The organism is Bacteroidales bacterium, from assembly GCA_041671145.1.
Lineage (GTDB): Bacteria > Bacteroidota > Bacteroidia > Bacteroidales > JAHJDW01 > JAQUPB01.
Genome location: JBAZBZ010000006.1, coordinates 36,131 through 57,832, shown reverse-complemented (window position 1 = coordinate 57,832; position 21,702 = coordinate 36,131). Strand labels below are relative to the sequence as shown.

Here is a 21,702-nt window from a genome sequence, read left to right as displayed (position 1 = left end):
TTTAAATGATTAACAAAAAATTTATATTACTCTTAATAGCTGTTTTCATTTGTAAAAGTGAATTTGCACAAGACATTCACTTCTCTCAATATTATGCTTCACCATTAACTTTATCGCCATCCAACACCGGAAATTATAATGGTAATTCTCGTATTATGAGCAATTACAGGTCGCAATGGAAGGAAATTTCAAAACCTTATATAACTAATTCCATTGGTTATGATAGACAATTTTATATTTTTAATGAGAAATTCAGTGGCGGTTTTATTATAGTTAATGATAAATCGGGTATAAACCTAAAAGTATTAAAAATACTGGCTTCAGCAGCATATCATAAAAAAATCGAAAGAAATATTATTCATGCAGGTATTCAATTTGGATTAGTTAACAAACAGGTTACGCCACCAGATGAAACATTTCCCAATCAACTTAATTGGGAAACCGGACATTTCGATAAAACATTGCCAAATAATGAAAATGAACTTCAAAACAAATTAAAATATTTCGACTTTAATATGGGTTTTGGATGGAATTTCATACAATTAAAAAAAATCGAACCATTCTTTTCTTTTGCAATATTTCACCTTAATTGTCCGAATGAATCATTTAACAATGATAAATTCATATTAAAACCACGCTTGCTTTTTTCGGGAGGAACTAAATGGTTTTTCAGTGATGTTGTTACTTTTATTCCAAGGTTTTCTTTTATGAGAACTACAAAAGCAAATGAGTTAAATTTAGGATTTAATACAAATTTCAAAACCAATAATGGGGATGCTAAAACAGGTCCTACTTCTTTATTTTCGGGAATACATACACGCACTGGCATTAACAATCTTAATGATGCTGTATTTTTAGTCTTAGGGGTTATATTTAATAGAGTTGAAGTTGGCGTTAGTTATGATATAAATGTTTCGAAATTGCATGTAGCTACTAATTATCAGGGAGGTTTTGAAATTTCATTAATTTGGACAGGATTAAGTACTCATATTACAAAAAAAGAAATACCCTGTGATAGATATTAAAAAGTTTTATTTATACTTTATTTTGTTAATAGTTCCGATTGGGCTTAAGGCACAAGATACGGCATTTATTAACAAACTTTGGATTTATAAATTAAATACTTTTGGAAATAATGCTTTAAAACAATCCGATTATTCAACTGCTGCATGCTGTTTTGAACGCTATGTTAAACTTCAACCCGAAAACGAAAATGGATATTTTTGTCTTGGTGAAAGCTATAAATATTTAAGAGATTATAAAAAAGCAGAAGAAGCATATTTTAAAGCGTATGAAAAAAGCGGGCAGAAAAATTTAGAAGCTTTATATAATCACGCATTGATGCTAAAGATGAACGGTGATTATAAGGAAGCTAAAAAGAAATTTTCTGAAGTTTTAAATGAATTAAAAAAATCAAAAAAATATCAGGAGCTTAAAAAAAATGTTAAAGCCGAACTTTCAGCTTGCGATTCTACTTTTAAATGGGTTGATTCGCCAAAAAAAATTCTGATTTCACATCTCGATACTAATATAAATAAAATATATTTTGAACATTCTCCTGTTTCTATAAATGATTCAACTTTTATTTATACTTCGCTAAGAACTAATAAAAAAGAATATATTTATGATAATGATACTGCTAATATTCCTTTAAAAAAGTTTTATAAGGCATTTTGGAATAAAGATAAATGGGTTTTTGAAGGTGAGTTTAACGATATTCCTGTAAACAAGGAAGGATATAATATAAGCAACGGCGCCTTTTCACCTGATGGTAAAAGATTTTATTTTACACGCTGCAAAATAAACTGGCAAAATAAAATAATATGTGCTATATATGTTAGTAAAATTGACGAAGAAGGAAAATGGTCAGAACCAGTTATGCTTGATGAAAAAATAAATAATCCTAAATATACAAGTACAATGCCGACTGTTGGCACCGAGTCTCAAAAAGGCAACGATGTTTTATATTTTATTTCCGATAACCCTAAAGGAAAAGGGAAATTCGATATATGGTACTCCGTTTATGATAAAGTTAAAAAAACATATTCAGTTCCACATAATGCAGGTTCAAAAATAAATACTAAAGAGAATGAACTTTCACCTTATTACGATAATGAAACACATACGCTTTATTTTAGCTCCGATGGTTTGCCGGGCATAGGTGGCATGGATGTTTTCCGGTCTATCGGCGACCTTAATAAATATTCTCCTCCTGAAAACGTAGGGTTACCAATAAACTCAAGCGCTGATGATATATATTATTCGGAAAGTAAAAATCGTGAAAATGGTTTTATTGTTTCAAATAGAAAAGGAGGAACTTTTTTAAAAAATGAAACATGCTGCGATGATATTTATTCTTTTAAGCGAATAGAATATATTAATCTCGATTTGAAAGGTATTGTAAAAGAAAAACAAGATTCTATTTCAAATTTTGTTAAGCTGATTGATAGTGCTAATATTTCTATTTATATAAAAGGTAATAATAATTCAGAAAATATACTTATTAAAAACCTCACTTCAAATAAAAATGGAAGTTTTTCAACCAAACTGGAAACTAACTATGAATATATTTTTATAATTTCAAAAGACGGATATTTTAATAATAAGTTTGAATTAACAACGAAAAATTGTAATATTTCACAAACTTTTAAAAAGGAAGTTGAACTTACTCCAATTCCCGAAAAACCTATTATTATTAAAAATATTTATTACGATTTTGATGAAGCAAAATTTATTTCAAGCTCAACATCTGTTATTGATACTACTATACTTACTTTATTAAATGAAAACCCCGACCTTATTGTTGAAATAAGTTCACATACCGACAGTAAAGGAAGCTATAAATATAACATGACCCTGTCACAAAGAAGAGCCGAAAGTGTTGTTAATTACCTTACAAGTAAAGGAATATCAAAGGACCGATTAATTGCAAAAGGTTATGGAGAATCAAAACCTATTGCACCAAACGAAACTCCCGATGGTAAGGACTATCCAGAAGGAAGAGAGAAAAATCGCAGAACAGAATTCCGAGTAATAGGTAAACTTAAAAATGATAAAGAACCTGTTATTGAATACAAGGAATAATTTATGATAAATTCCATAATACCGAATTCAAATAAATATTTTTGCAACAAACTTTCTAAAACTAAATATTCATGACCATTATTGAAAAAATTCTCGCATTTCATTCCGGTAAAACTATTGTAAAACCCGATGAAATTATTGATGTAAAAATAGATATACGTGCAGCACGAGATTTTGGCGGGGCAAATGTTGTAAAAAACTTAACCGACAATTGTCTTGCTATTGAAAATCCTTTAAAAACTATTTTTACTTTTGATTGCAATCCCGGTGGTTCTGACCAGAATTATGCAGCAAACCAACAATATTGTCGCCAATATGCAAGGCAAAATAATATTAAAATATATGATGTGAATACAGGAATTGGTACTCACATTGCAATTGATAATGGTTTGGTTTGGCCCGGAAGCACCTTTGTTTCCACCGACTCGCATGCAAATATAATGGGTGCAATTGGCTCATTCGGACAAGGTATGGGCGACCAGGATATTGCTGCCGCCTTTGCAAAAGGTGCAGTTTGGTTTAAAGTACCACATTCTGTAAAAATAAATTTTATTGGTAAAAAGAAAAAAAATATTACTGCAAAAGATATTGCTTTAAATCTCTTGTCAATTTTCGGAGCAAATAAACTTCTTGGTTATTCTGTTGAAATATGCGGTGAAGCATCGGATAAACTTACTCTAGACGAAAGAATAACAATTTCATCAATGGCAACGGAAATGGGAGCAATAATTATTTTCTTTACTCCATCGCTTGAAATAATAAATTATTGCGAATTAAAAACAGGAAGAAAAATTGATTTGATAATTGCCGACTCTGATGCAGTTTATGAGAAAGTAATTGATATAAAAGTTAACAAATTTGTTCCGATGGTTGCAAAACCAGGACATCCCCATGATAATTCTCCTGTTGCTGATATCAAGAAAACAAAAATTGATTCTGCATTTATCGGAAGTTGTACAAATGGCAGAATGCAAGATTTACGTGCTGCTGCTAAAATTCTTAAAGGTAAAAAAGTTGCACCCGGTGTTGTTTTAAAAATAGTTCCTGCAACCGATGAAATATGGAATCAGGCATTAAAAGAAAAATTGGTTACTATATTTAAAGATGCCGGAGCAATGGTATCAAATCCTGGATGCGCTGGATGCGCCGCAGGACAAATTGGTCAGAACGGACCCGGTGAAGTTACAATAAGCACAGGCAACAGAAATTTTGAAGGAAAACAAGGCAAGGGTTTGGTTTATCTTGCATCACCCGAAGTAGTTGCTGCATCTGCTGTTGCCGGCTATATCACCACTCCCGATGATATTCCTGAAATTCCTGCAATGTTTGAATCAACAGGTGTTACAGGATGCGAAATAAAAGAAAAGAAAACAACAGATAAAAATAAATCACTTTTAGTTGAAGGCAGAGTTTGGCTTGTAAAAAAAGATAATATTGACACAGATATGATTTATCATAATAGATATATCGCAATTACCGATGTTAAAGAAATGGGACAATATACTTTCGGTAATCTTAGCGGCTTTGAAGATTTTTCGAAAAAAGCACAAAGCGGAGATATTGTTATTGCATCGAAAAATTTTGGTGCAGGCAGTTCACGTCAGCAAGCTGTTGATTGTTTTCTTTCACTAGGAATTTCCTGTATTTTAGCAGAATCTTTCGGTGCAATTTATGAACGAAATGCAATTAACGCGGCGTTACCTATTTTAACGTACAACACCGAAATACTTGCTACAATTGATTTGCAGGACGGTGACAGAATAAAAGTGGATTTTGAAACAGGACAAATAACAAATCTTAAAAATGAAAAATCTGCTTTTATAAATAAATTTTCTGAAGTGCAAATTGAAATATACAGAAATGGCGGATTGCTTTAGATTTGCTATAAAATATGATGTTTTTATTTTACCTCCTCAACTTTCTTGCTTGATCCCTTTTTTATGAACATCAAGTCCGACATATACTTCTTGATTGCTAAAATCTAATTTATTACTTTTGTTTTCCATATGTTTGTATTTTTAGTTTGTGCCTCTAATTTATTTATTATTTTAGAGGCACCGAACTTATACTTTACAAACATAGTGTCTAATAAGTACATACTGCTAGTAGTTGGATATTAGAAGCTTTTTTTCTAACTTCCAGCATCCGGTTTCTGAAGTTTTTTTTATGAGAAAAGTTTATTGTGTAGGTGAAACAGTTTTCGATATAATCTTTAAAAATTCCAAGCCCATTGAAGCAAAACCCGGCGGTTCAATGCTTAATACCGCTGTTTCTCTCGGCAGAATTAAAGTTCCTGTAAATCTTATTTCCGAATACTCAAAAGATTCTGTCGGCAAATTAATTGATTTGTTTTTAAAAAATAATAGTGTAAATATTGACCACGTTTACAAATTTGATAATGGGAAAACTCCTTTAGCTTTAGGTTTTCTCAATGAAGAAAATAATGCAAATTATTCTTTTTACAAAAATTATCCAGAAAAAAGATTAGCAATTAATTTTCCTGAAATAAAAAAAGATGATATTATTTTGTTCGGTTCTTTATATGCAATTTCAAAAGAAATTTGGAATATAATTAATGATTTTTTAAAAAAAGCCAAACAGAAAAAAGCAATAATTATTTATGACCCAAATTACAGAATTTCCAACTTGCTTGATATAAAAAAAATCAAACCGTATATTCTAAAAAGTATTTCTCTTGCCGATATTATTCGCGGCTCTGATGAGGATTTCAACCATATTTTTAATACAACTAATTCTGAAAAAACTTTTGATTTCATCCAAAAAAATAATTGTTCAAATCTTATTTACACCGCAAATAAAAATGGTGTTTCATTGCACACAAAAAATTATTCCAAAAAATATAAAGTTCCGACAATAAAACCCGTAAGTACAATTGCTGCAGGCGATAGCTTTAATGCAGGTTTAATTTATTCGATTCTGAAAAATAAAATTTCATTAGAAAAAATAAATTCAATAAAACCTGAAATGTGGAATGAAGTGATTAAAACTTCAATTGATTTTGCAACCGATGTTTGTTTGAGTTATGAAAATTATATTTCTAAGGAATTTGTTTTTAAAACTTAAACCTGACAGAGTCGATATATCTGTCAGAGTTTAAAAAATTATTTATTCTTTTCCGAAAACGTTCTTCCTGCTTCAAGTGCAGCAAGATTCAAATTTACAATATCATCCCCTTTTTGTCCAAAAATAAATTTAATTGCACTCTGAAATTTTTCATAAGATAAATTAAAAAAAGGAGATGCAGCACCAAGAATAACAACATTTGCGGCTTTTACCGAACCTATTTCTTTTGCAATTGCATCGGCATCAATGGCAATATTGTTCTTAACCGATTTTATTTCTGTCATTATTTTTTCTATTGGAGGATAATCGGGAATGTTGATAAAAGGATTTATATTTGTAATAAGCCATCCTTCGGGAGAAAGCCATGGCAAATATCTCAATGATTCCATAGGTTCAACAGAAATTATCATATCTGCTTTTCCTTTAGGAATAATGTCAGAATAAATTTCCTTATTGGAAATTCTCAAATGCGATTGCACATCACCTCCCCTTTGGCTCATACCGTGAACTTCCGATTGTTTTAGAAATAATCCCGCATCAAGTGCAGCAAAACCAATAATTGCGGAAATAGAAACTATTCCTTGTCCTCCAACACCTGAAATTATTATATCGTTTTTCATTTATTACTTGTTTTTTGATTTTTCTTTATTTTTTTTAGTTAATGTTTGAATGCATTCTCTTCGTGGAATAATAACTGACACACCTTTATATTCAATTTCTTCTTTTATGATTTTAACATTTATTTCATGTTGATTTTTTAACGGTTTAATAACACGAATATGTTCCGGTTCAACACCAACTGCCTTACAAATTTCTTCAATTTTACCAAATCCCGGAGTATTCTGACCACCGGTCATTGCTGTCGTAAGGTTATCAAGAATAAAAATTGTTACGTGAGATTTATCATTGCATGCATCAAGCAATCCTGTTATTCCTGAATGGGAAAATGTTGAATCGCCTATTGTTGCCAGAGATGGATGCAAACCTCCGTCTGCTGCTCCCTTTGCCATAGTTATTGATGCTCCCATATCCACACAACTGTTAATTGCATTATATGGAGGCAAAGCACCTAACGTATAACAGCCGATATCAGAAAAAACAGCATATTTATTGTATCCTATCAATGCTTCCTTCAATGCAATATAAGTATCACTATGCGAACAACCCGTGCAAAATGATGGAGGACGCTGAACAACCACCTGCGGAACATCTTTACCTTTAGTATCCGTCAAACCCAACGCAACAGCAACAAGGTTCGGAGTTAATTCACCATCACGCGGCAACGTACCATCCAAACGTCCTTTTATTTTTTTACCTTTTGCAAGATACCCTTTCAGCATTTCTTCAACAAGAGGCATTCCTTCTTCAATAATTAATATTTCTTCACACTCATTATAAATTTTTTCGAGTATTTTTTTTGAAAGTGGGTATTGTCCTATTTTTAAAACAGGGTAATTAATATTAGTGTTTTGAATATTTTCCATCAAGTAATTGTAAGCAATACCACAAGTAATTATTCCAAGTTTTTTATCACTTCCATCTTTATAAAAATTAAATGGCGAATCTTCTGACTCTTCTTCAAGCAAAGGTTGAACTTCGAGAAGTTTTTTATATTTTTTTCTTGCTATTGCAGGAAGCAAAACAAATTGTACAAGGTCATCAGGAAGTTTCAAATTATTTTGTTTTCTGACTTCGCATTGTTGAACTCCTGCTCTGGAATGAGCCATTCTTGTGGTTATTCTCATTAAAACAGGAAGTTTGTATTTTTCGGATAAATCAAATCCATAAAAAGCCATATCATAAGCTTCCTGCTGATTGGCAGGCTCAAGAACAGGAACTAAAGAAAACTTTCCGTAAAATCTCGAATCCTGTTCATTTTGCGAAGAGTGCATTGACGGGTCATCTGCGGAAACAATAATACATCCGCCATTAACACCGGTAAAAGCGGAATTAATAAATGGGTCGGCTGCAACATTTAATCCTACATGCTTCATACAAGCCATTGCACGCTTGCCTGTGTATGATAAACCAAGAGCTGACTCAACTGCTGTTTTTTCATTTGCCGACCAAGTACAATGAATTTTCAGTTCTTTTGCTTGTTTGGAATGTTGTACAAACTCAGTGATTTCAGTCGAAGGTGTTCCGGGATAAGCGTAAATTCCAGACAAGCCGGCATCCATTGCTCCCTGCGCTATTGCCTCATCTCCTAACAATAACAGTTTTTTCATTTTGATTTTTTAGTTAAAATTTAAAATTAATATTTTAATGTAAATTTAATAAATTTGTAACCAATTACCAAAAAATATTTATTACGGGTTTTTTCGTCTGTGAAATTATCAGACCTACCAATATAAGAAGCATACCGGCAATTTTTCCTGCAGTTATTTCTTCCGATAAAATAAAATGAGAAAACACAACTGTAAAAACAGGAACAAGATTTGTGTATACATTTGCTTTGCTTACTCCTATTCTTTTAATTATAAAAATAAACATTATAAATGCAAGTGATGATGCAAAAACAGAAAGCAACAGTAAAGAGATTAAAAGTTCTGTATTTAGTTTTACCTGAATAAATTTATTGAAATCAAAAATAAGGAAAATAGGCATGAATAAAAACATCCCGATAATATTCTGGTATGTAATTATTGTGAATGACGAGTACTTAACCGAAAGTTTTTTTACGAAAACCGTATAAAATAATGCCGAAAGAACTGCAAAGAGCAAAAGACATACGCCAATGGGAGAAGCAGAAAAAGAAAAATTTTTTTTCAGAACCATCACCAATATTCCCAGAAACGAAATAATAATTCCTATAATATTTGTTAAAGTAACTTTTTCTTTAAGCATAAAAAAAGCAACAACTGGTGTAAAAACAGGTATTGTAGAAATTATTATCGAAGCCATTGATGCCGGAATAAGTGATAGTCCAAAACTTTCTCCGATAAAATAACAAAACGGTTCGCACATTGCAACAATAAACAAAAGCTTAACATCGACAGATTTGATTTTTTGAATCTTTCCGAGAGGTATTAAAACAACCAGCATAATTACCGATGAAATTAAAAGTCGCAGAAAAACAATTGTTATTGGCGGATAATATTTATTGGCAATTTTGAACCAAATAAATGACATCCCCCAAAAAAACATAGGAAGAATAGCTACAATGTAAAAATATATTTTGCTTTTATTATTCATGAACTATAAATGGTAGTTTTAAATTTTTATTGCTCTTGTTACTTCTCTTTTTCCCTTTGGTCCGGGAAGCGATTCAACTGAAAAACCGGCACTTTTCAAATTTCGTTTTACTTCACCCTTGGCGGAATATGTCGTCAATATTCCGTTATTATTTAAATAATCAAATGTTTTTTTAAAAATATTTTGTGTCCATAATTCCGGCTGCACATCGGGTGAAAAAGCATCGAAATATATCAAATCATATTTCATTTCTGTTTCAAAACATTCAAATTTTATTTTTTCTTTTATTAGAGTAAAATTTTCAGAAAGCTTTATTTTTTCTCCGAAAGAACTCTTATGTATTTTATGAAAAACTTCTTTTTGATTTTCTGAAATATTCAAAATTTGCGGATAATTAAGATTCAAATAAATACCTTCATCAACCGGATACGGCTCAATTGCTGAGTAAAAAATATTTTTATTATAATTTACGTTTTCAAGAAAAGTGAGAAAAATATTTAACCCTGTACCAAAACCAATTTCAAGAATATTTATTGCTTCTGAATTTAAAATTTCTTTAAATCCGTATTTAATAAATATTTCCTTCGACTCATTTATTGCCCCGAATGTTGAATGAAAATGTTCTTTTACATTCTCATCAAAAACCGTATGCGAACCGTCTTCTGATATTATTAGTTTCCTGTTTTCAGTTTTCAGTTCAGAGTTCATTTTATATTTAATTTTAATCACTTTGTTTAACAAAAATTTATAAGATATAATTATTATAGGGTGTTTTAACAATTCAACCATTTAACAATAAAGCAATTTTTCTTATGACTTACGACTTGTGTCTTACTACTATTTTTCTAACTTTGTAATCTTAATCTTTCTAAACTATTTCACAATGCTCGAAAATGTAAATATAGAAAATATTTTGTTTATTGATGTGGAAACTGTACCGGTTTGCAGCAAATATGAAGAATTATCCGATGCTTTTAAAGAATTATGGAATAAAAAAGCCGTACGAATTGCAAAAAATGAAAATGACACACCTAAAATTATATATAATAAAGCCGGCATTTACGCTGAGTTTGGTAAAATAATCTGCATTTCCGCCGGTATAGTGAAAAAGCAAAGCGGGAAAAATATTTTACGTATAAAATCTTTTTCCGGACATGATGAAAAAATTATTCTCGCTGATTTTATTGAATTGCTAAAAAAACATTTCAATAAATCCGAAAATCTTCTTTGTGCCCACAATGGTAAGGAATTTGACTTCCCTTATATTGCAAGAAGAATTTTAATAAACGATTTAAAAATTCCTAATATTCTCGACATCAGCGGAAAAAAACCATGGGAAATAAACCATCTTGATACTATGGAATTGTGGAAATTCGGCGATTATAAAAATTATACTTCTCTTGCTTTGTTGACTGCCGTTTTTAATATTCCAACCCCCAAAGATGATATTGACGGAAGCATGGTTGCCGATGTTTACTGGAAAGAAAACAACCTTCAGCGAATTGTTGATTATTGCCAGAAAGACGTTGCCGCCATTGTACAGATTTTTCTAAAATACAAAGGCGAAGAAATTATTGAACCTGAAAATATTATTGTTTCATAAAAAATCTTGCAACTCTTTTTTTAATATCGTGCAATTTTAATATAACAAAAACATTCACATTACATTACTATCAAAATACCGATTAAATAATATATTTTGCCGGTTATGTATTTTAAAATAAAAAAAAGAATTTATATTTGCTGCAGCTAAAAACAATATTTATAAATATAAATCAAGAAAGAAATGAAAAGGAAATTATTAAATTCAATCTCAACATTAATTTTGCTGGGATTCTCAACTGTTATTTTTTTTAGTTGCAACCAAACACAAACCGAAAAAATGGAAAATGAATTAAAAGCATTTATTAAGAATTTTGAAGGGGAAATTATTCCCTTACAAAAAGAAGCAAACCTTGCTTACTTTAACGCTTCAATTACTGGCAAAGAAGAGGACTACAAAAAAAGTGAAGAGTTGAATATAAAAATCACAAAACTTTTTGCAAACAAAGAAAATTTTGCAAAGCTCAGGAAAATAAAAGAATCAAATGCTGTTAAAGACGAGATTTTAAAAAGAGAATTAATAGTAATTTACAATTCATTTGCAGGAAATCAGGGTGATGAAAAAAAGCTTGAAGAAATAGTTAAAATAGAAACCAATATCGAAAAGAAATTTTCAACATACAGGGCAAAAGTGGGAGGCAAAGAAATTACAGATAACGATGTGGAAAATATTTTGAAAAATTCAACAAATTCCGATGAATTAAAAGAAGCGTGGATGGCTCATAAAAAAATTGGTCCTACGGTGGCGGAAGATATAAAGAAACTTGTAAAACTGCGTAATGAAATAGCTAAAGAAGCAGGATTTAATAATTATCATGAAATGTCTTTGAGCAGCAATGAGGAAAATCCGAAGGAAATAGAAAAACTTTTCGATGAACTTGATGAGCTTACAAAAAATGAATTTAAAAAACAAAAAGATATCGTTGACAACTTTCTTTCTAAAAAAGATAAAGTAAAAAAAGAAGAATTGATGCCATGGCATTATCAAAATAGATACTTTCAGGCAGCGCCAAGAATTTACAAAGTTGATTTAGACAGCATTTATAAGAATGAAGATATTGTTGCTTTAGCCGAAAAATTTTATGCGGGAATAGATTTGCCAATTGATGATATGGTTAAGAAAAGTGATTTGTTTGAAAAACCGGGTAAAAATCAACATGCTTATTGCACGAATATTGATAAAAAAGGCGACATTAGAGTTGTTTGCAATATCAAACCAAATGTTGAATGGATGAGTATAATGCTTCACGAATTCGGACATGCTGATTACGATAAATACATTGATAAAAATCTTCCGTATGTTCTTCAGGACCCTGCATGTATTTTTACAACAGAAGCTATTGCAATGTTTTTCGGAAGATTATCTGTAAATGCTCAATGGATACAAGATATGATTGGCATTAAAGATGAAGAAAAAAATAAAATTGCCGACGAAGTTTTCAAATCATTAAAATTAGAACAACTCGTTTTTAGCCGTTGGGCACAGGTAATGTATAGATTTGAAAAAAGCATGTATGAAAATCCTGACCAGGACCTGAATAAATTATGGTGGAACTTAGTTGAAAAATATCAAATGATAAAATGTCCTGAAGGAAGAAATGAACCGGATTGGGCTACAAAAATTCATATTGCAACTGTTCCTTGCTATTATCACAATTATTTGATGGGAGAGCTATTAGCTTCTCAATTGTATAATTACATAAAAGTTAATGTTCTTAAATCAATCGAAAAAAATATTAGTTTCGTTGGTAAAAAAGAGGTTGGTGATTATTTAAAGCAAAAAGTTTTTACTCCCGGATTGAAATATTATTGGAATGATATGATTGAAAAAGCTACAGGAGAAAAACTTACTGCAAAATATTATGCAAAACAATTTGTGAATTAATTGGTGTCCGTATATAATATCGGGGTTAATTCAATTTAAAAAAATTATGCCACGAGTTTCACAAATTAAATTTTAAATTTGTGAAACTCGTGGCATAATTTTTAACTTTAAATATTTTTTTGCGATTTTAATAAAATTAATTTAGGTTTGTAAATCTAAATAATTTAATTATTTTAATTAAATAACCCAATGGCTGAAATAAAACCTGCTGAAGTATCTGCTATACTTCGCCAACAATTATCTGGCTTTAAAACCGAATCGGAATTGAAAGAAGTCGGGAGTGTCCTGCAAATAGGCGATGGTATTGCCCGCATATATGGACTTACAAACGTTCAATCCGGCGAATTAATTGAATTTGAAGGTAATCTAAAAGGCATTGTTCTTAACCTTGAAGATGATAATATTGGCGCTGTTATGCTCGGAAATTCCGAACATATAAAAGAAGGTGATATTGTAAAAAGAACCGGCAGAATTGCATCAATTGAAGTTGGCGAAGGAATGCTTGGCAGAGTTGTTAATACTTTGGGCGAACCTATTGACGGCAAAGGTCCCATCAAAGGTAAAACTTATGAAATGCCTCTCGAAAGAAAAGCTCCCGGTGTAATTTTTCGCCAACCTGTGAACGAGCCATTGCAAACAGGCATAAAACCTATTGATGCAATGATACCAATAGGAAGAGGTCAACGCGAACTTATCATCGGCGACCGCCAGACAGGCAAAACAGCCATTGCAATAGATACAATAATTAATCAAAAGGAATTTTTTGAACAAGGAAAACCTGTTTATTGCGTTTATGTTGCAATCGGACAAAAGGGCTCTACTGTAGCAAATATTGTAAAAACATTGGAAGAACGTAAAGCAATGGATTATACAATTGTTGTTTCAGCAACTGCTTCCGACCCTGCTGCATTGCAGTTTTACGCTCCGTATTCCGGCGCTGCAATAGGTGAATTTTTCAGGGATACAGGAAGGGCTTCATTATTAATTTATGACGACCTTTCAAAACAAGCAGTATCATACCGCGAAGTTTCTCTTTTGTTGAGGCGACCTCCGGGGCGTGAAGCTTATCCGGGTGATGTGTTTTATTTACATTCACGCTTGCTTGAAAGAGCTGCAAAAATAATCAATTCCGATGATGTTGCACGCCAAATGAATGACATTCCCGAATCAATTCGTTCGCTTGTCAAAGGCGGCGGCTCTCTTACAGCTTTACCTATTATTGAAACGCAGGCAGGTGACGTGTCTGCTTACATTCCTACAAATGTAATATCTATTACTGACGGACAAATTTTTCTTGAATCAAACTTATTTAATTCAGGAATAAGACCTGCCATTAATGTTGGTATTTCTGTTTCACGTGTGGGCGGTAATGCTCAAATCAAAGCAATGAAAAAGGTTGCCGGAACTTTGAAATTAGACCAAGCACAATTCCGCGAACTTGAAGCATTTTCAAAATTCGGTTCCGACCTTGATGCCGCTACAAAGGCAGTTCTTGAAAAAGGTTCTAGAAATGTTGAAATCCTTAAGCAACCTCAGTATTCTCCTGTTTCTGTTGAAAAGCAAATTGCAATTATATATTGCGGAACAAAAGGTTTGCTAATGAAACTTCCGGTAAATAAAATTACGGAATTTGAAAAAGAATTTCTGGATTTTCTTGAAATAAGTCATAAAGATATTCTGGACTCATTGAGAAAAGGGGTGATTGACGATGCTATAATGAAAACCCTTGAGAATGCAGCAACTGAGGTCTTGAAAAGATTTGTAAAATAAATAACAGTCGTAAGACAAAAGTCGTAAGTCGTAAGTCGTAAGAAAAAACAAAAAACTGAAAACTGTAAACTGAAAATATGCCAAGTTTAAAAGATGTCAGGATTAGAATAAAGTCGGTAATTTCAACACAACAAATTACCAGTGCTATGAAAATGGTATCTGCTTCCAAGCTCAGAAGAGCTCAGGATTCCATTCTAAAACTACGACCTTATGCCAATAAAATGAAAGAATTACTCGGCAACTTATCCGAAGGCGTTGATATAAGCGGATTTGATGCGTATTCAAAAGAAAGAAAGAAAATTGAAAAAATACTTATTATTGCAGTTTCTTCAAATAAAGGACTTTGTGGGGCTTTTAATTCGAACGTAATTAAAAAAACATTATCTCTTATCAACTTCAAATATGCCGAACAAAATAAAAAAGGAAATGTTAGTTTGATTTGCATTGGCAGAAAAGCTAATGAATATTTTGTAAAAAGAAATTACAAAGTTATTACTAATTATAATTCATTACTTGATGCACCGCAATATGAAAAGATTGTTGATATTGCTGAAGGAATTATGAAGGACTACAGAACTGCCAAGTATGATAAAGTGGAAATCGTTTATAATATGTTTAAAAATGCCGCAGTTCAGTATGTAACCGAAGAGCAGTTTTTGCCACTTCAGGCAATAACTCAAGCAAACAAGAGCAAACTCAAAGCCGATTATATCCTTGAACCATCAAAAGAAATAATAGTAAAAGAACTTATCCCCAAATCACTTAAAATACAATTTTATAAAGTTATCCTTGATTCCCTCGCCTCCGAACATGGAGCAAGAATGACTTCAATGCACAAAGCCACCGACAACGCCACGGAAATACTGAAAGAACTTCGTTTGGCATATAACAAAGTGCGTCAGGCAAGCATTACAAAAGAAATTCTCGAAATCGTAAGCGGAGCAAATGCATTAAAAGGTTAATAAAAATTAACTAACCTTTTCAATGATTTACTAAGAACCTCCCCCGATTCTTTTCTTTTCATTTTCATAAAAGAATTTTGCAGATAAATATTCTCTGTTCATTCTTGCAATATTGGAAACAGAAACTTCTTTCGGACATTCAAATTCACAGGCATAAGTGTTGGTGCAGTTTCCAAAACCGATTTTATCCATTTCTGCCACCATTTTTTGAACTCTTTCTTTTGCTTCAATTTTTCCTTGTGGAAGCAATGCAAGATGTGAAATTTTTGCAGCAGCAAAAAGCATTGCCGAAGCATTTTTACATGAAGCAACACATGCACCGCATCCAATACAGGAAGCTGCATCCATTGCTAAATCGGAATTATGTTTACTCACCGGAATAGCACTTGCATCGGGAGCACCACCTGTGTTCATTGAAATATAACCGCCTGCCTGAATAATTTTATCAAGAGCAGTTCTGTCAACAACCAAATCTTTAATTACAGGAAATGCTTTGGCACGCCATGGTTCCACAACAATTGTATCACCATCTTTAAATGAACGCATGTGCAACTGGCATGTAGTTATTCCTTTTCCGGGACCATGCGGTCTGCCGTTTATATATAGTCCGCACATTCCGCAAATACCTTCGCGGCAATCGTGGTCGAATGTAACAGGACATTTGTCAAATGCAACGGAATCCCCATTTTCAATTATAAGTTTTTCATTCAACTGGTCGAGCATTTCAAGAAATGAACTTTCCGGAGAAATGTTTTCCATCTTATAGATTATAAACTTACCTTTTGATTTTGCGTTTTTCTGTCGCCATATTTTTAAAGTTATATTCATTTTATTTAGTATTTAGTCGTAAGTAAAAAGTCGTAAGATAAAATTAGCTTAGACGCTGATTCTTGCTGAAAGATTATGATTAATTATGATTTTAAATCTTAATGTAATCATAATTATCATAATAAATCTGCGTTCTGTTTTTTTAAAATTAATTTATATAATGTTTTCTATCAATATTTGTAAAATTATAAAATATTTTTTTATTAAAAAATTATCTAATTCTTCAATTTCCTCACCACATCAATCACGGTACCATCAACCCATTTAACTATGGCAACAATTTGAGAATCGAACTTTGGTTTTGCCGGCTTACCGCATATTTTTTCTGCTTCGTTTTTTAACTCCTGTATTGTTTTTATCGGCAGCTTGGAATTCTTTAATTTTTTCAATAAATCTTTTCTTAAAGGATTTATTGCGATACCGCGTTCTGTAACTATTACATCAATCAATTCTCCGGGTCCGCATAATGTTGTTACTTCATCTTTTATTATAGGTATTCTGTCACGAAATAAAGGTACAGGTAAAATTGTACATTTTGAAAACAGGCAATTCTGCCAGCCACCAATGCCATGCAATAATGTACCATCGGAATGAGTAACAACATTTGCATTAAAATTAACATCAACTTCCGTTGCACCAAGAATTACGACATCGAGCATCGAAGCAAAATTTCCTTTGCCGTGATAATTATAACTTGTAAACGGACTTGTATTCACATGATTTGGATTTTCACGCATCGAACGCACACCCTCCAAGTCGAAAGTTTGTCCATCAAGAATATATTCAACCAAACCATCTTCGAGCATTTGAACAAGATACTTGTTGCTGCCTCCGCGTGCAAAACGCGCTTTCATATTTTTTTCTCTGAGTATTTCTGCAAAATAAACACCTATTGATAAAGCAGTACCACCGGCACCTGCCTGAAATGAAAATCCATCATGAATAATTCCGGCTTCATCACAAAATTTTGCTGTCATTTCGGCAATTAGCAATCTGTCGGGACTTTTAGTGATTTCAGTTGTTCCCGAAACAATTTTTTCAGGAATACCCACTTTATCAACTTTCACAACATAATCAACGTAATTCCCCTGAATTTGCCAAGGAATGCAAGGAAATGGAATTAAATTATCAGTAACTACAATCACTTTTTCGGCATATTGCGAATCGGCAAGAGCAAAGCCAAGTAATCCGCAGGCAGCATGACCTCTGTCGCCTGTTGCATTTCCGAATGAATCGGCAGTTGGTGCGGCAATAACAGCAATGTCAATTTTCACTTCACCATCCTGAACTGCTTGGTATCTGCCGCCGTGCGAACGTAAAACTCCGACACCTTTCATTTTACCTTCTGAAGTAAATCTTCCCAAAGCACCATTCATGCTGCCTTCAATATGATGAATGGTTCCGTTTTCTAAATATTTAATGAGCGGTGAATGACATTCAAATGATGCCGATGGAAACCAAACCAAATCTTTTATTCCGAGTTCGGATGCAATTTCAAAAATTTCATTTGCAATTAAATCACCATTGCGAAAATGATGATGTGTGGAAATTGTCATTCCGTTTTTTAATCCTGCTTTTTTTAATGCCTCTTTCAATGATGAAATAAGTTTATTTCCGTCATTAGGATAATCGGCACAGGAAACTATTTTTGGAGCAAACTTAAATCCCGATGGTTTATATTTGCCAACTCCCTTATATGGAATAACTGGTTGTCCATTAATTCCAACAGGAACCATACGACCTATTGCATTTTTAACAAGTTTAATCATTATGTGTTTTTTAAAATTACTTTTATTCTTTTCTCCAATTATTAGAAATTATTTCAAAATTTATTGCAATATCTATTGTTCTCAGCGCTCTTTTAACAACCGGTGCATCAATCATTTTTGAACCGAGTGCAACAACGCCCAATCCTTCTTCCTGTGCTTCATTAAATGCAGCTACTATTTTTTTTGCTTTTTCAATTTCATCAATTCCGGGAGCATAATTTTCATGAATAACTTTTATCTGTCGGGGATGAATGCAGCCCATTCCTTCAAATCCGAGCCCTTTTGAAACCAATACATTTTGTTTTAATGCTTCCAAATCTTCTATATCGGAAAACACCGAATCAATTGGCTGAATGCCGGCAGCACGTGCAGCATTCACAACCATGCTTCTTGCAAAAAAACTTTCGGTGGCTTCTTTTGTTCTCCTAACGCCAATGTCGGCAGTGTAATCTTCCAATCCAATTGCCAATGCAGCAATATTATCGGCAGCAGTTGCAATCTTATATGAATTAACCACTCCGAGTGCACTTTCAATTATCGGCATAAGCCATACCGGATTTTTAATGTTGTATTTTTTTGAAATATCTTTTATTCTTGCGTTAACTTTTTGAATCTGTTCCGAACTTTCGCATTTTGGAACTAAAATTAAATTTACATTATGAGGAATAATATAATCAAGGTCATTTAAGCCGTTTGGTATTTGATTTATGCGAACCATTCTTTCGGCTCCGTAAAAATTAACCTGCCGCAATGCGTTTCTTACAAGCAATTGTGCTTCTTCTTTTTTCGAAGGAGCAACAGAATCTTCCAAATCAAGAATGATTGCATTGGGTTTGTGAACACCTGCATTGAGCATAAAGTTAGGACTGTTCCCGGGCAAATAAAGCCGCGAAATTCTATTTCTTTCTTTTGTTGTATGCTCTTTATTTTCGGAAATAAGAGCGGGAAGATATTCTTTGTTTGTGGAAATACATTGCCTGATAGCAGTTTCAATTCGTGCTGCTATCACAAAATCAAGTGCTCCGGCATCTTCAATAGTAACCTTTGCATTTTTTATATTATAGAACTTTAAAATATTGTTACAAAGTTTTACAATGCTTTCACCATATAAAACTTTTACTTTGCTCTGAAGTGCAATTTCAATACCATTGCTTTTTGTTATTTCGAGGGTTACAGAACAATCGGAGCGAACTCCTTTGCCCGAATTTCCGGCTTTTGCAATTTTGTTCACGCTGTATATTTTTTAATCTATTAGTTAAACGTAAAATTAAAAAAATTAATTAATTAATGAATAATTAATAATGAATAATGAGGTATGAAGTTTAAGGTAGGAGGTAAGAAGTATGATATATGAATTCTTACTTCATACTTCCTACTTCGATATTTCAGTACAACAAAAAAAAGAGAAGCTTTTTAAAACTTCTCTTTTTTAAAAATTAAGATTCTGTCTTATTTTTTTCCTTTTTTCTTTGGAGCTTTTCCAGCTTTTTCAATAGAATCTTTCTTGATAGAATCAGCTTTTACTTTAGTAATTGAATCCTGTATTAAGGAATCTTTCACTTTTTGTTCAGCTTCAACTTTCGCAATTGAATCTTTCATTAAAGAATCTTTCATCAAAGAATCTTTTAATTTTTGTTCAGCGTTTCCGCCGCTTTTGCATGCTGCGAATGCAACCATTCCAGCTACAACTGTTAGTGATAATAATTTTTTCATGTTTTAATAGTTTTTAATTAATTGGTTAACCTTTCAAGCCGCAAAAATATATATTTATTTATATATAATATTTTTTTTAACAAATTTTAAGAATATTATGTGAACACTATTGATATTGAATAAAAAAAATCATGAGCAAAACCTGTTGGTGAAAGTACTAAAAACTTTGAATAAAAAAAGCTGCCATTGTTTGTGACAGCTTTTTTATTATTTCAGGTTTACTTTAACCTACTTTAGTTGCACCACCTCTTTTTGGTTTTGCTTCTTCTTTTTTTGTTGATTTCTTTTTCCCTTCGCTTTTCTTTCCTTTTTCACATTTTTTTTCGCATTTTGCTAACGAATCGGCTTTTTTAATTGAGTCCTCTTTTACTTTTGCTTTTGCAAGCGAATCGGCTACTTTTATTGAATCTTCAGTTGCCTTAACTTTTGCCAATGAATCGGCTACTTTTATTGAATCTTGTTTTAATTTTTCAGCATCTTTTTTTGCTCCGCCGCATGATGCAAATGCAAATGCTGCTGCAATTAATGATAGTGTAATTAATTTTTTCATGTTTTTTTTATTTTTTGGTTAGTAATATTATGAGTTGGTATTATTAATTGGTGGCAAATTTATACTTATTATTTTGTATAATAAAAGTTTTTTATGCAATTTTTTTATAATTTTGCTTAATAATTGTTAAAATGATTTTTTAAAAACTTAAAATATTAACTTTACAAAAAAAAACTTAAAAATTTATGAAAAAACTAACTTTAATTTTAGCGGCTTTATTTATTGCTGCGGGTATTTTCTTTACTTCATGTAAAAAAGATGATACAACGGCTCCTGTTATATCTCTTAACGGAAGCGAAAACATGAAAGTAGTTCTTGGTGGAACATTTACTGACCCTGGTGCAACAGCAACAGACGACCAAGATGGTGATATTACTCCAACTATTTCCGGAACTGTTACTACTACACAACTTGGAACTTACACATTAACATATACTGCAACCGACAAAGCTGGAAATGAAGCAACCAAAACACGTACTGTTGAGGTTTATTTGAGTGACGAGAATTTAGCTGGAACAGGAAGTGGAAATAATTATCTTGTACACGATTCTATCACTTCTGGACCAAGTTTTCCTTCAGTAATTGATTGGAATAACTGCGTAATGTCTAAGTCATCATCTGATTCTACAAAAGTATTGGTATCAAATTTTGGTGGTTTTACTGGTACAAATTTAATCGAAATGCATTTTACTTCTTCTGGTGCAATTACTATATCTTCCCAGGCAATTTTAGGAGGAAGCGAACAAGGAAATGTTTCTGGAACAGGAAGTGTGAGTGCAGATGGAACTCATATAATTATTAATTACTCCATGGTATATACTGCAGGAACATATAATGGACAAACTGATAATTCACATGCTGTATTTACAAAGCAATAAAACTTTCTAATTTTTTTATAAAAAAAGAGTCGCAAAATTTTGTGTCTCTTTTTTTGTTATTGCAAAAAACAGTACATTTGAAAAGTTTTAAAATTCAAGTCAGAAAAATAGAATAAAAGTTCTTTACGGAAATTAATAGCTATTGCATTTCCTGCGCATCCGAATCTCGTAGATTTATTGTCAAACAGGAATAATAAGTGATAGCCCAAGATTAGCGTGGGCTTAACTTATTTGTTTGACAGGTTACGAGACCTCAGATGCGGGTAAGTTTAAGCTCCACGCTTTCTTTAGGTTCTCTATAAATATCACCCCTCAAAAAATAAGTTTTAGTATTACGAGACATAACAGGTTTTATAAACTTGTTATGTCTTATTCCCACATC

At 32.1% G+C, this 21,702-nt stretch carries 18 protein-coding genes; 9 read left to right on the top strand and 9 right to left on the bottom strand.

All coding sequences use genetic code 11. The annotated features are described in order from the left end of the window. Positions 1-5: 5 nt before the first annotated feature. The 4 genes from WC223_03595 (at position 6) to WC223_03580 (ending at position 6,168) form a co-directional block, all read left to right on the top strand. Positions 6-1,025, top strand: coding sequence for a PorP/SprF family type IX secretion system membrane protein (locus tag WC223_03595; GenBank protein ID MFA6923317.1), 1,020 nt, complete (start codon positions 6-8; stop codon positions 1,023-1,025). Then, complete coding sequence (locus WC223_03590; protein ID MFA6923316.1) at positions 1,012-3,084, top strand: OmpA family protein; 2,073 nt, start codon at positions 1,012-1,014, stop codon at positions 3,082-3,084. The genes WC223_03595 and WC223_03590 overlap by 14 nt, the downstream gene beginning before the upstream one ends. A 71-nt stretch (positions 3,085-3,155) precedes the next feature. Continuing rightward, the gene (locus WC223_03585; protein MFA6923315.1) at positions 3,156-4,961 is read left to right on the top strand and encodes an aconitase/3-isopropylmalate dehydratase large subunit family protein; all 1,806 of its coding nucleotides are present in this window, start codon (positions 3,156-3,158) and stop codon (positions 4,959-4,961) included. A 289-nt stretch (positions 4,962-5,250) separates the two neighbouring features. After that, a complete protein-coding gene (locus WC223_03580) occupies positions 5,251-6,168 on the top strand; it encodes a PfkB family carbohydrate kinase (GenBank protein MFA6923314.1) in 918 nt (305 codons plus the stop codon). Positions 6,169-6,206: 38 nt separating this feature from the next. On the opposite strand, the gene WC223_03575 is transcribed toward WC223_03580, so the two are convergent. From WC223_03575 to mnmD, 4 genes are all read right to left on the bottom strand, one after another. Then, positions 6,207-6,788 (bottom strand): indolepyruvate oxidoreductase subunit beta, encoded by a 582-nt coding sequence (locus WC223_03575; protein ID MFA6923313.1) that lies wholly within the window; start codon positions 6,786-6,788, stop codon positions 6,207-6,209. Positions 6,789-6,791: 3 nt separating this feature from the next. Next, positions 6,792-8,396 (bottom strand): thiamine pyrophosphate-dependent enzyme, encoded by a 1,605-nt coding sequence (locus WC223_03570; GenBank protein MFA6923312.1) that lies wholly within the window; start codon positions 8,394-8,396, stop codon positions 6,792-6,794. A 64-nt stretch (positions 8,397-8,460) separates the two neighbouring features. Beyond that, complete coding sequence (locus tag WC223_03565) at positions 8,461-9,363, bottom strand: DMT family transporter (GenBank protein ID MFA6923311.1); 903 nt, start codon at positions 9,361-9,363, stop codon at positions 8,461-8,463. Between the two features lie 18 nt (positions 9,364-9,381). Next, a complete protein-coding gene (gene mnmD, locus WC223_03560; GenBank protein MFA6923310.1) occupies positions 9,382-10,071 on the bottom strand; it encodes a tRNA (5-methylaminomethyl-2-thiouridine)(34)-methyltransferase MnmD in 690 nt (229 codons plus the stop codon). A 175-nt stretch (positions 10,072-10,246) separates the two neighbouring features. Here mnmD and WC223_03555 point away from each other — a divergent pair, with 175 nt between their 5' ends. From WC223_03555 to atpG, 4 genes are all read left to right on the top strand, one after another. Then, positions 10,247-10,966, top strand: a complete 720-nt coding sequence (locus tag WC223_03555) for a 3'-5' exonuclease (protein ID MFA6923309.1) — start codon at positions 10,247-10,249, stop codon at positions 10,964-10,966. A gap of 183 nt (positions 10,967-11,149) precedes the next feature. Next, complete coding sequence (locus WC223_03550) at positions 11,150-12,850, top strand: M2 family metallopeptidase (protein ID MFA6923308.1); 1,701 nt, start codon at positions 11,150-11,152, stop codon at positions 12,848-12,850. Positions 12,851-13,039: 189 nt separating this feature from the next. Beyond that, positions 13,040-14,620, top strand: a complete 1,581-nt coding sequence (gene atpA / locus WC223_03545) for a F0F1 ATP synthase subunit alpha (protein ID MFA6923307.1) — start codon at positions 13,040-13,042, stop codon at positions 14,618-14,620. A 77-nt stretch (positions 14,621-14,697) separates the two neighbouring features. Further along, on the top strand, positions 14,698-15,582 hold the full coding sequence (gene atpG / locus WC223_03540) for an ATP synthase F1 subunit gamma (protein MFA6923306.1): 885 nt from the start codon (positions 14,698-14,700) through the stop codon (positions 15,580-15,582). 30 nt (positions 15,583-15,612) lie between these two features. Here atpG and WC223_03535 read toward each other — a convergent pair whose 3' ends face one another. The 5 genes from WC223_03535 to WC223_03515 form a co-directional block, all read right to left on the bottom strand. Further along, entirely contained in the window at positions 15,613-16,410 is a 798-nt protein-coding gene (locus WC223_03535) for a succinate dehydrogenase/fumarate reductase iron-sulfur subunit (protein MFA6923305.1), read from the bottom strand. A 215-nt stretch (positions 16,411-16,625) separates the two neighbouring features. Next, entirely contained in the window at positions 16,626-18,179 is a 1,554-nt protein-coding gene (gene citF / locus WC223_03530) for a citrate lyase subunit alpha (GenBank protein ID MFA6923304.1), read from the bottom strand. Positions 18,180-18,201: 22 nt separating this feature from the next. Continuing rightward, the gene (locus tag WC223_03525) at positions 18,202-19,410 is read right to left on the bottom strand and encodes an aldolase/citrate lyase family protein (protein ID MFA6923303.1); all 1,209 of its coding nucleotides are present in this window, start codon (positions 19,408-19,410) and stop codon (positions 18,202-18,204) included. A gap of 218 nt (positions 19,411-19,628) precedes the next feature. Continuing rightward, positions 19,629-19,892 carry a hypothetical protein gene (locus WC223_03520; GenBank protein ID MFA6923302.1) on the bottom strand — a complete coding sequence of 88 codons (264 nt, stop codon included), beginning with the start codon at positions 19,890-19,892 and terminating at the stop codon, positions 19,629-19,631. A gap of 223 nt (positions 19,893-20,115) precedes the next feature. Beyond that, entirely contained in the window at positions 20,116-20,442 is a 327-nt protein-coding gene (locus WC223_03515; GenBank protein ID MFA6923301.1) for a hypothetical protein, read from the bottom strand. Between the two features lie 185 nt (positions 20,443-20,627). Here WC223_03515 and WC223_03510 point away from each other — a divergent pair, with 185 nt between their 5' ends. After that, a complete protein-coding gene (locus tag WC223_03510) occupies positions 20,628-21,320 on the top strand; it encodes a DUF5011 domain-containing protein (GenBank protein ID MFA6923300.1) in 693 nt (230 codons plus the stop codon). The last annotated feature ends 382 nt before the right edge of the window (positions 21,321-21,702 follow it).

Bases quoted from the DNA above. Each gene is read 5' to 3' on its own strand.
- WC223_03550 (MFA6923308.1), top strand. From the start codon at position 11,150: ATGAAAAGGAAATTATTAAATTCAATCTCAACATTAATTTTGCTGGGA.
- WC223_03555 (MFA6923309.1), top strand. From the start codon at position 10,247: ATGCTCGAAAATGTAAATATAGAAAATATTTTGTTTATTGATGTGGAA.
- mnmD (MFA6923310.1), bottom strand. From the start codon at position 10,071: ATGAACTCTGAACTGAAAACTGAAAACAGGAAACTAATAATATCAGAA.
- WC223_03535 (MFA6923305.1), bottom strand. From the start codon at position 16,410: ATGAATATAACTTTAAAAATATGGCGACAGAAAAACGCAAAATCAAAA.
- WC223_03520 (MFA6923302.1), bottom strand. From the start codon at position 19,892: ATGAAAAAATTATTATCACTAACAGTTGTAGCTGGAATGGTTGCATTC.
- atpG (MFA6923306.1), top strand. From the start codon at position 14,698: ATGCCAAGTTTAAAAGATGTCAGGATTAGAATAAAGTCGGTAATTTCA.
- WC223_03585 (MFA6923315.1), top strand. From the start codon at position 3,156: ATGACCATTATTGAAAAAATTCTCGCATTTCATTCCGGTAAAACTATT.
- WC223_03580 (MFA6923314.1), top strand. From the start codon at position 5,251: ATGAGAAAAGTTTATTGTGTAGGTGAAACAGTTTTCGATATAATCTTT.
- WC223_03575 (MFA6923313.1), bottom strand. From the start codon at position 6,788: ATGAAAAACGATATAATAATTTCAGGTGTTGGAGGACAAGGAATAGTT.
- WC223_03565 (MFA6923311.1), bottom strand. From the start codon at position 9,363: ATGAATAATAAAAGCAAAATATATTTTTACATTGTAGCTATTCTTCCT.
- WC223_03510 (MFA6923300.1), top strand. From the start codon at position 20,628: ATGAAAAAACTAACTTTAATTTTAGCGGCTTTATTTATTGCTGCGGGT.
- WC223_03595 (MFA6923317.1), top strand. From the start codon at position 6: ATGATTAACAAAAAATTTATATTACTCTTAATAGCTGTTTTCATTTGT.
- atpA (MFA6923307.1), top strand. From the start codon at position 13,040: ATGGCTGAAATAAAACCTGCTGAAGTATCTGCTATACTTCGCCAACAA.
- WC223_03570 (MFA6923312.1), bottom strand. From the start codon at position 8,396: ATGAAAAAACTGTTATTGTTAGGAGATGAGGCAATAGCGCAGGGAGCA.
- WC223_03515 (MFA6923301.1), bottom strand. From the start codon at position 20,442: ATGAAAAAATTAATTACACTATCATTAATTGCAGCAGCATTTGCATTT.
- citF (MFA6923304.1), bottom strand. From the start codon at position 18,179: ATGATTAAACTTGTTAAAAATGCAATAGGTCGTATGGTTCCTGTTGGA.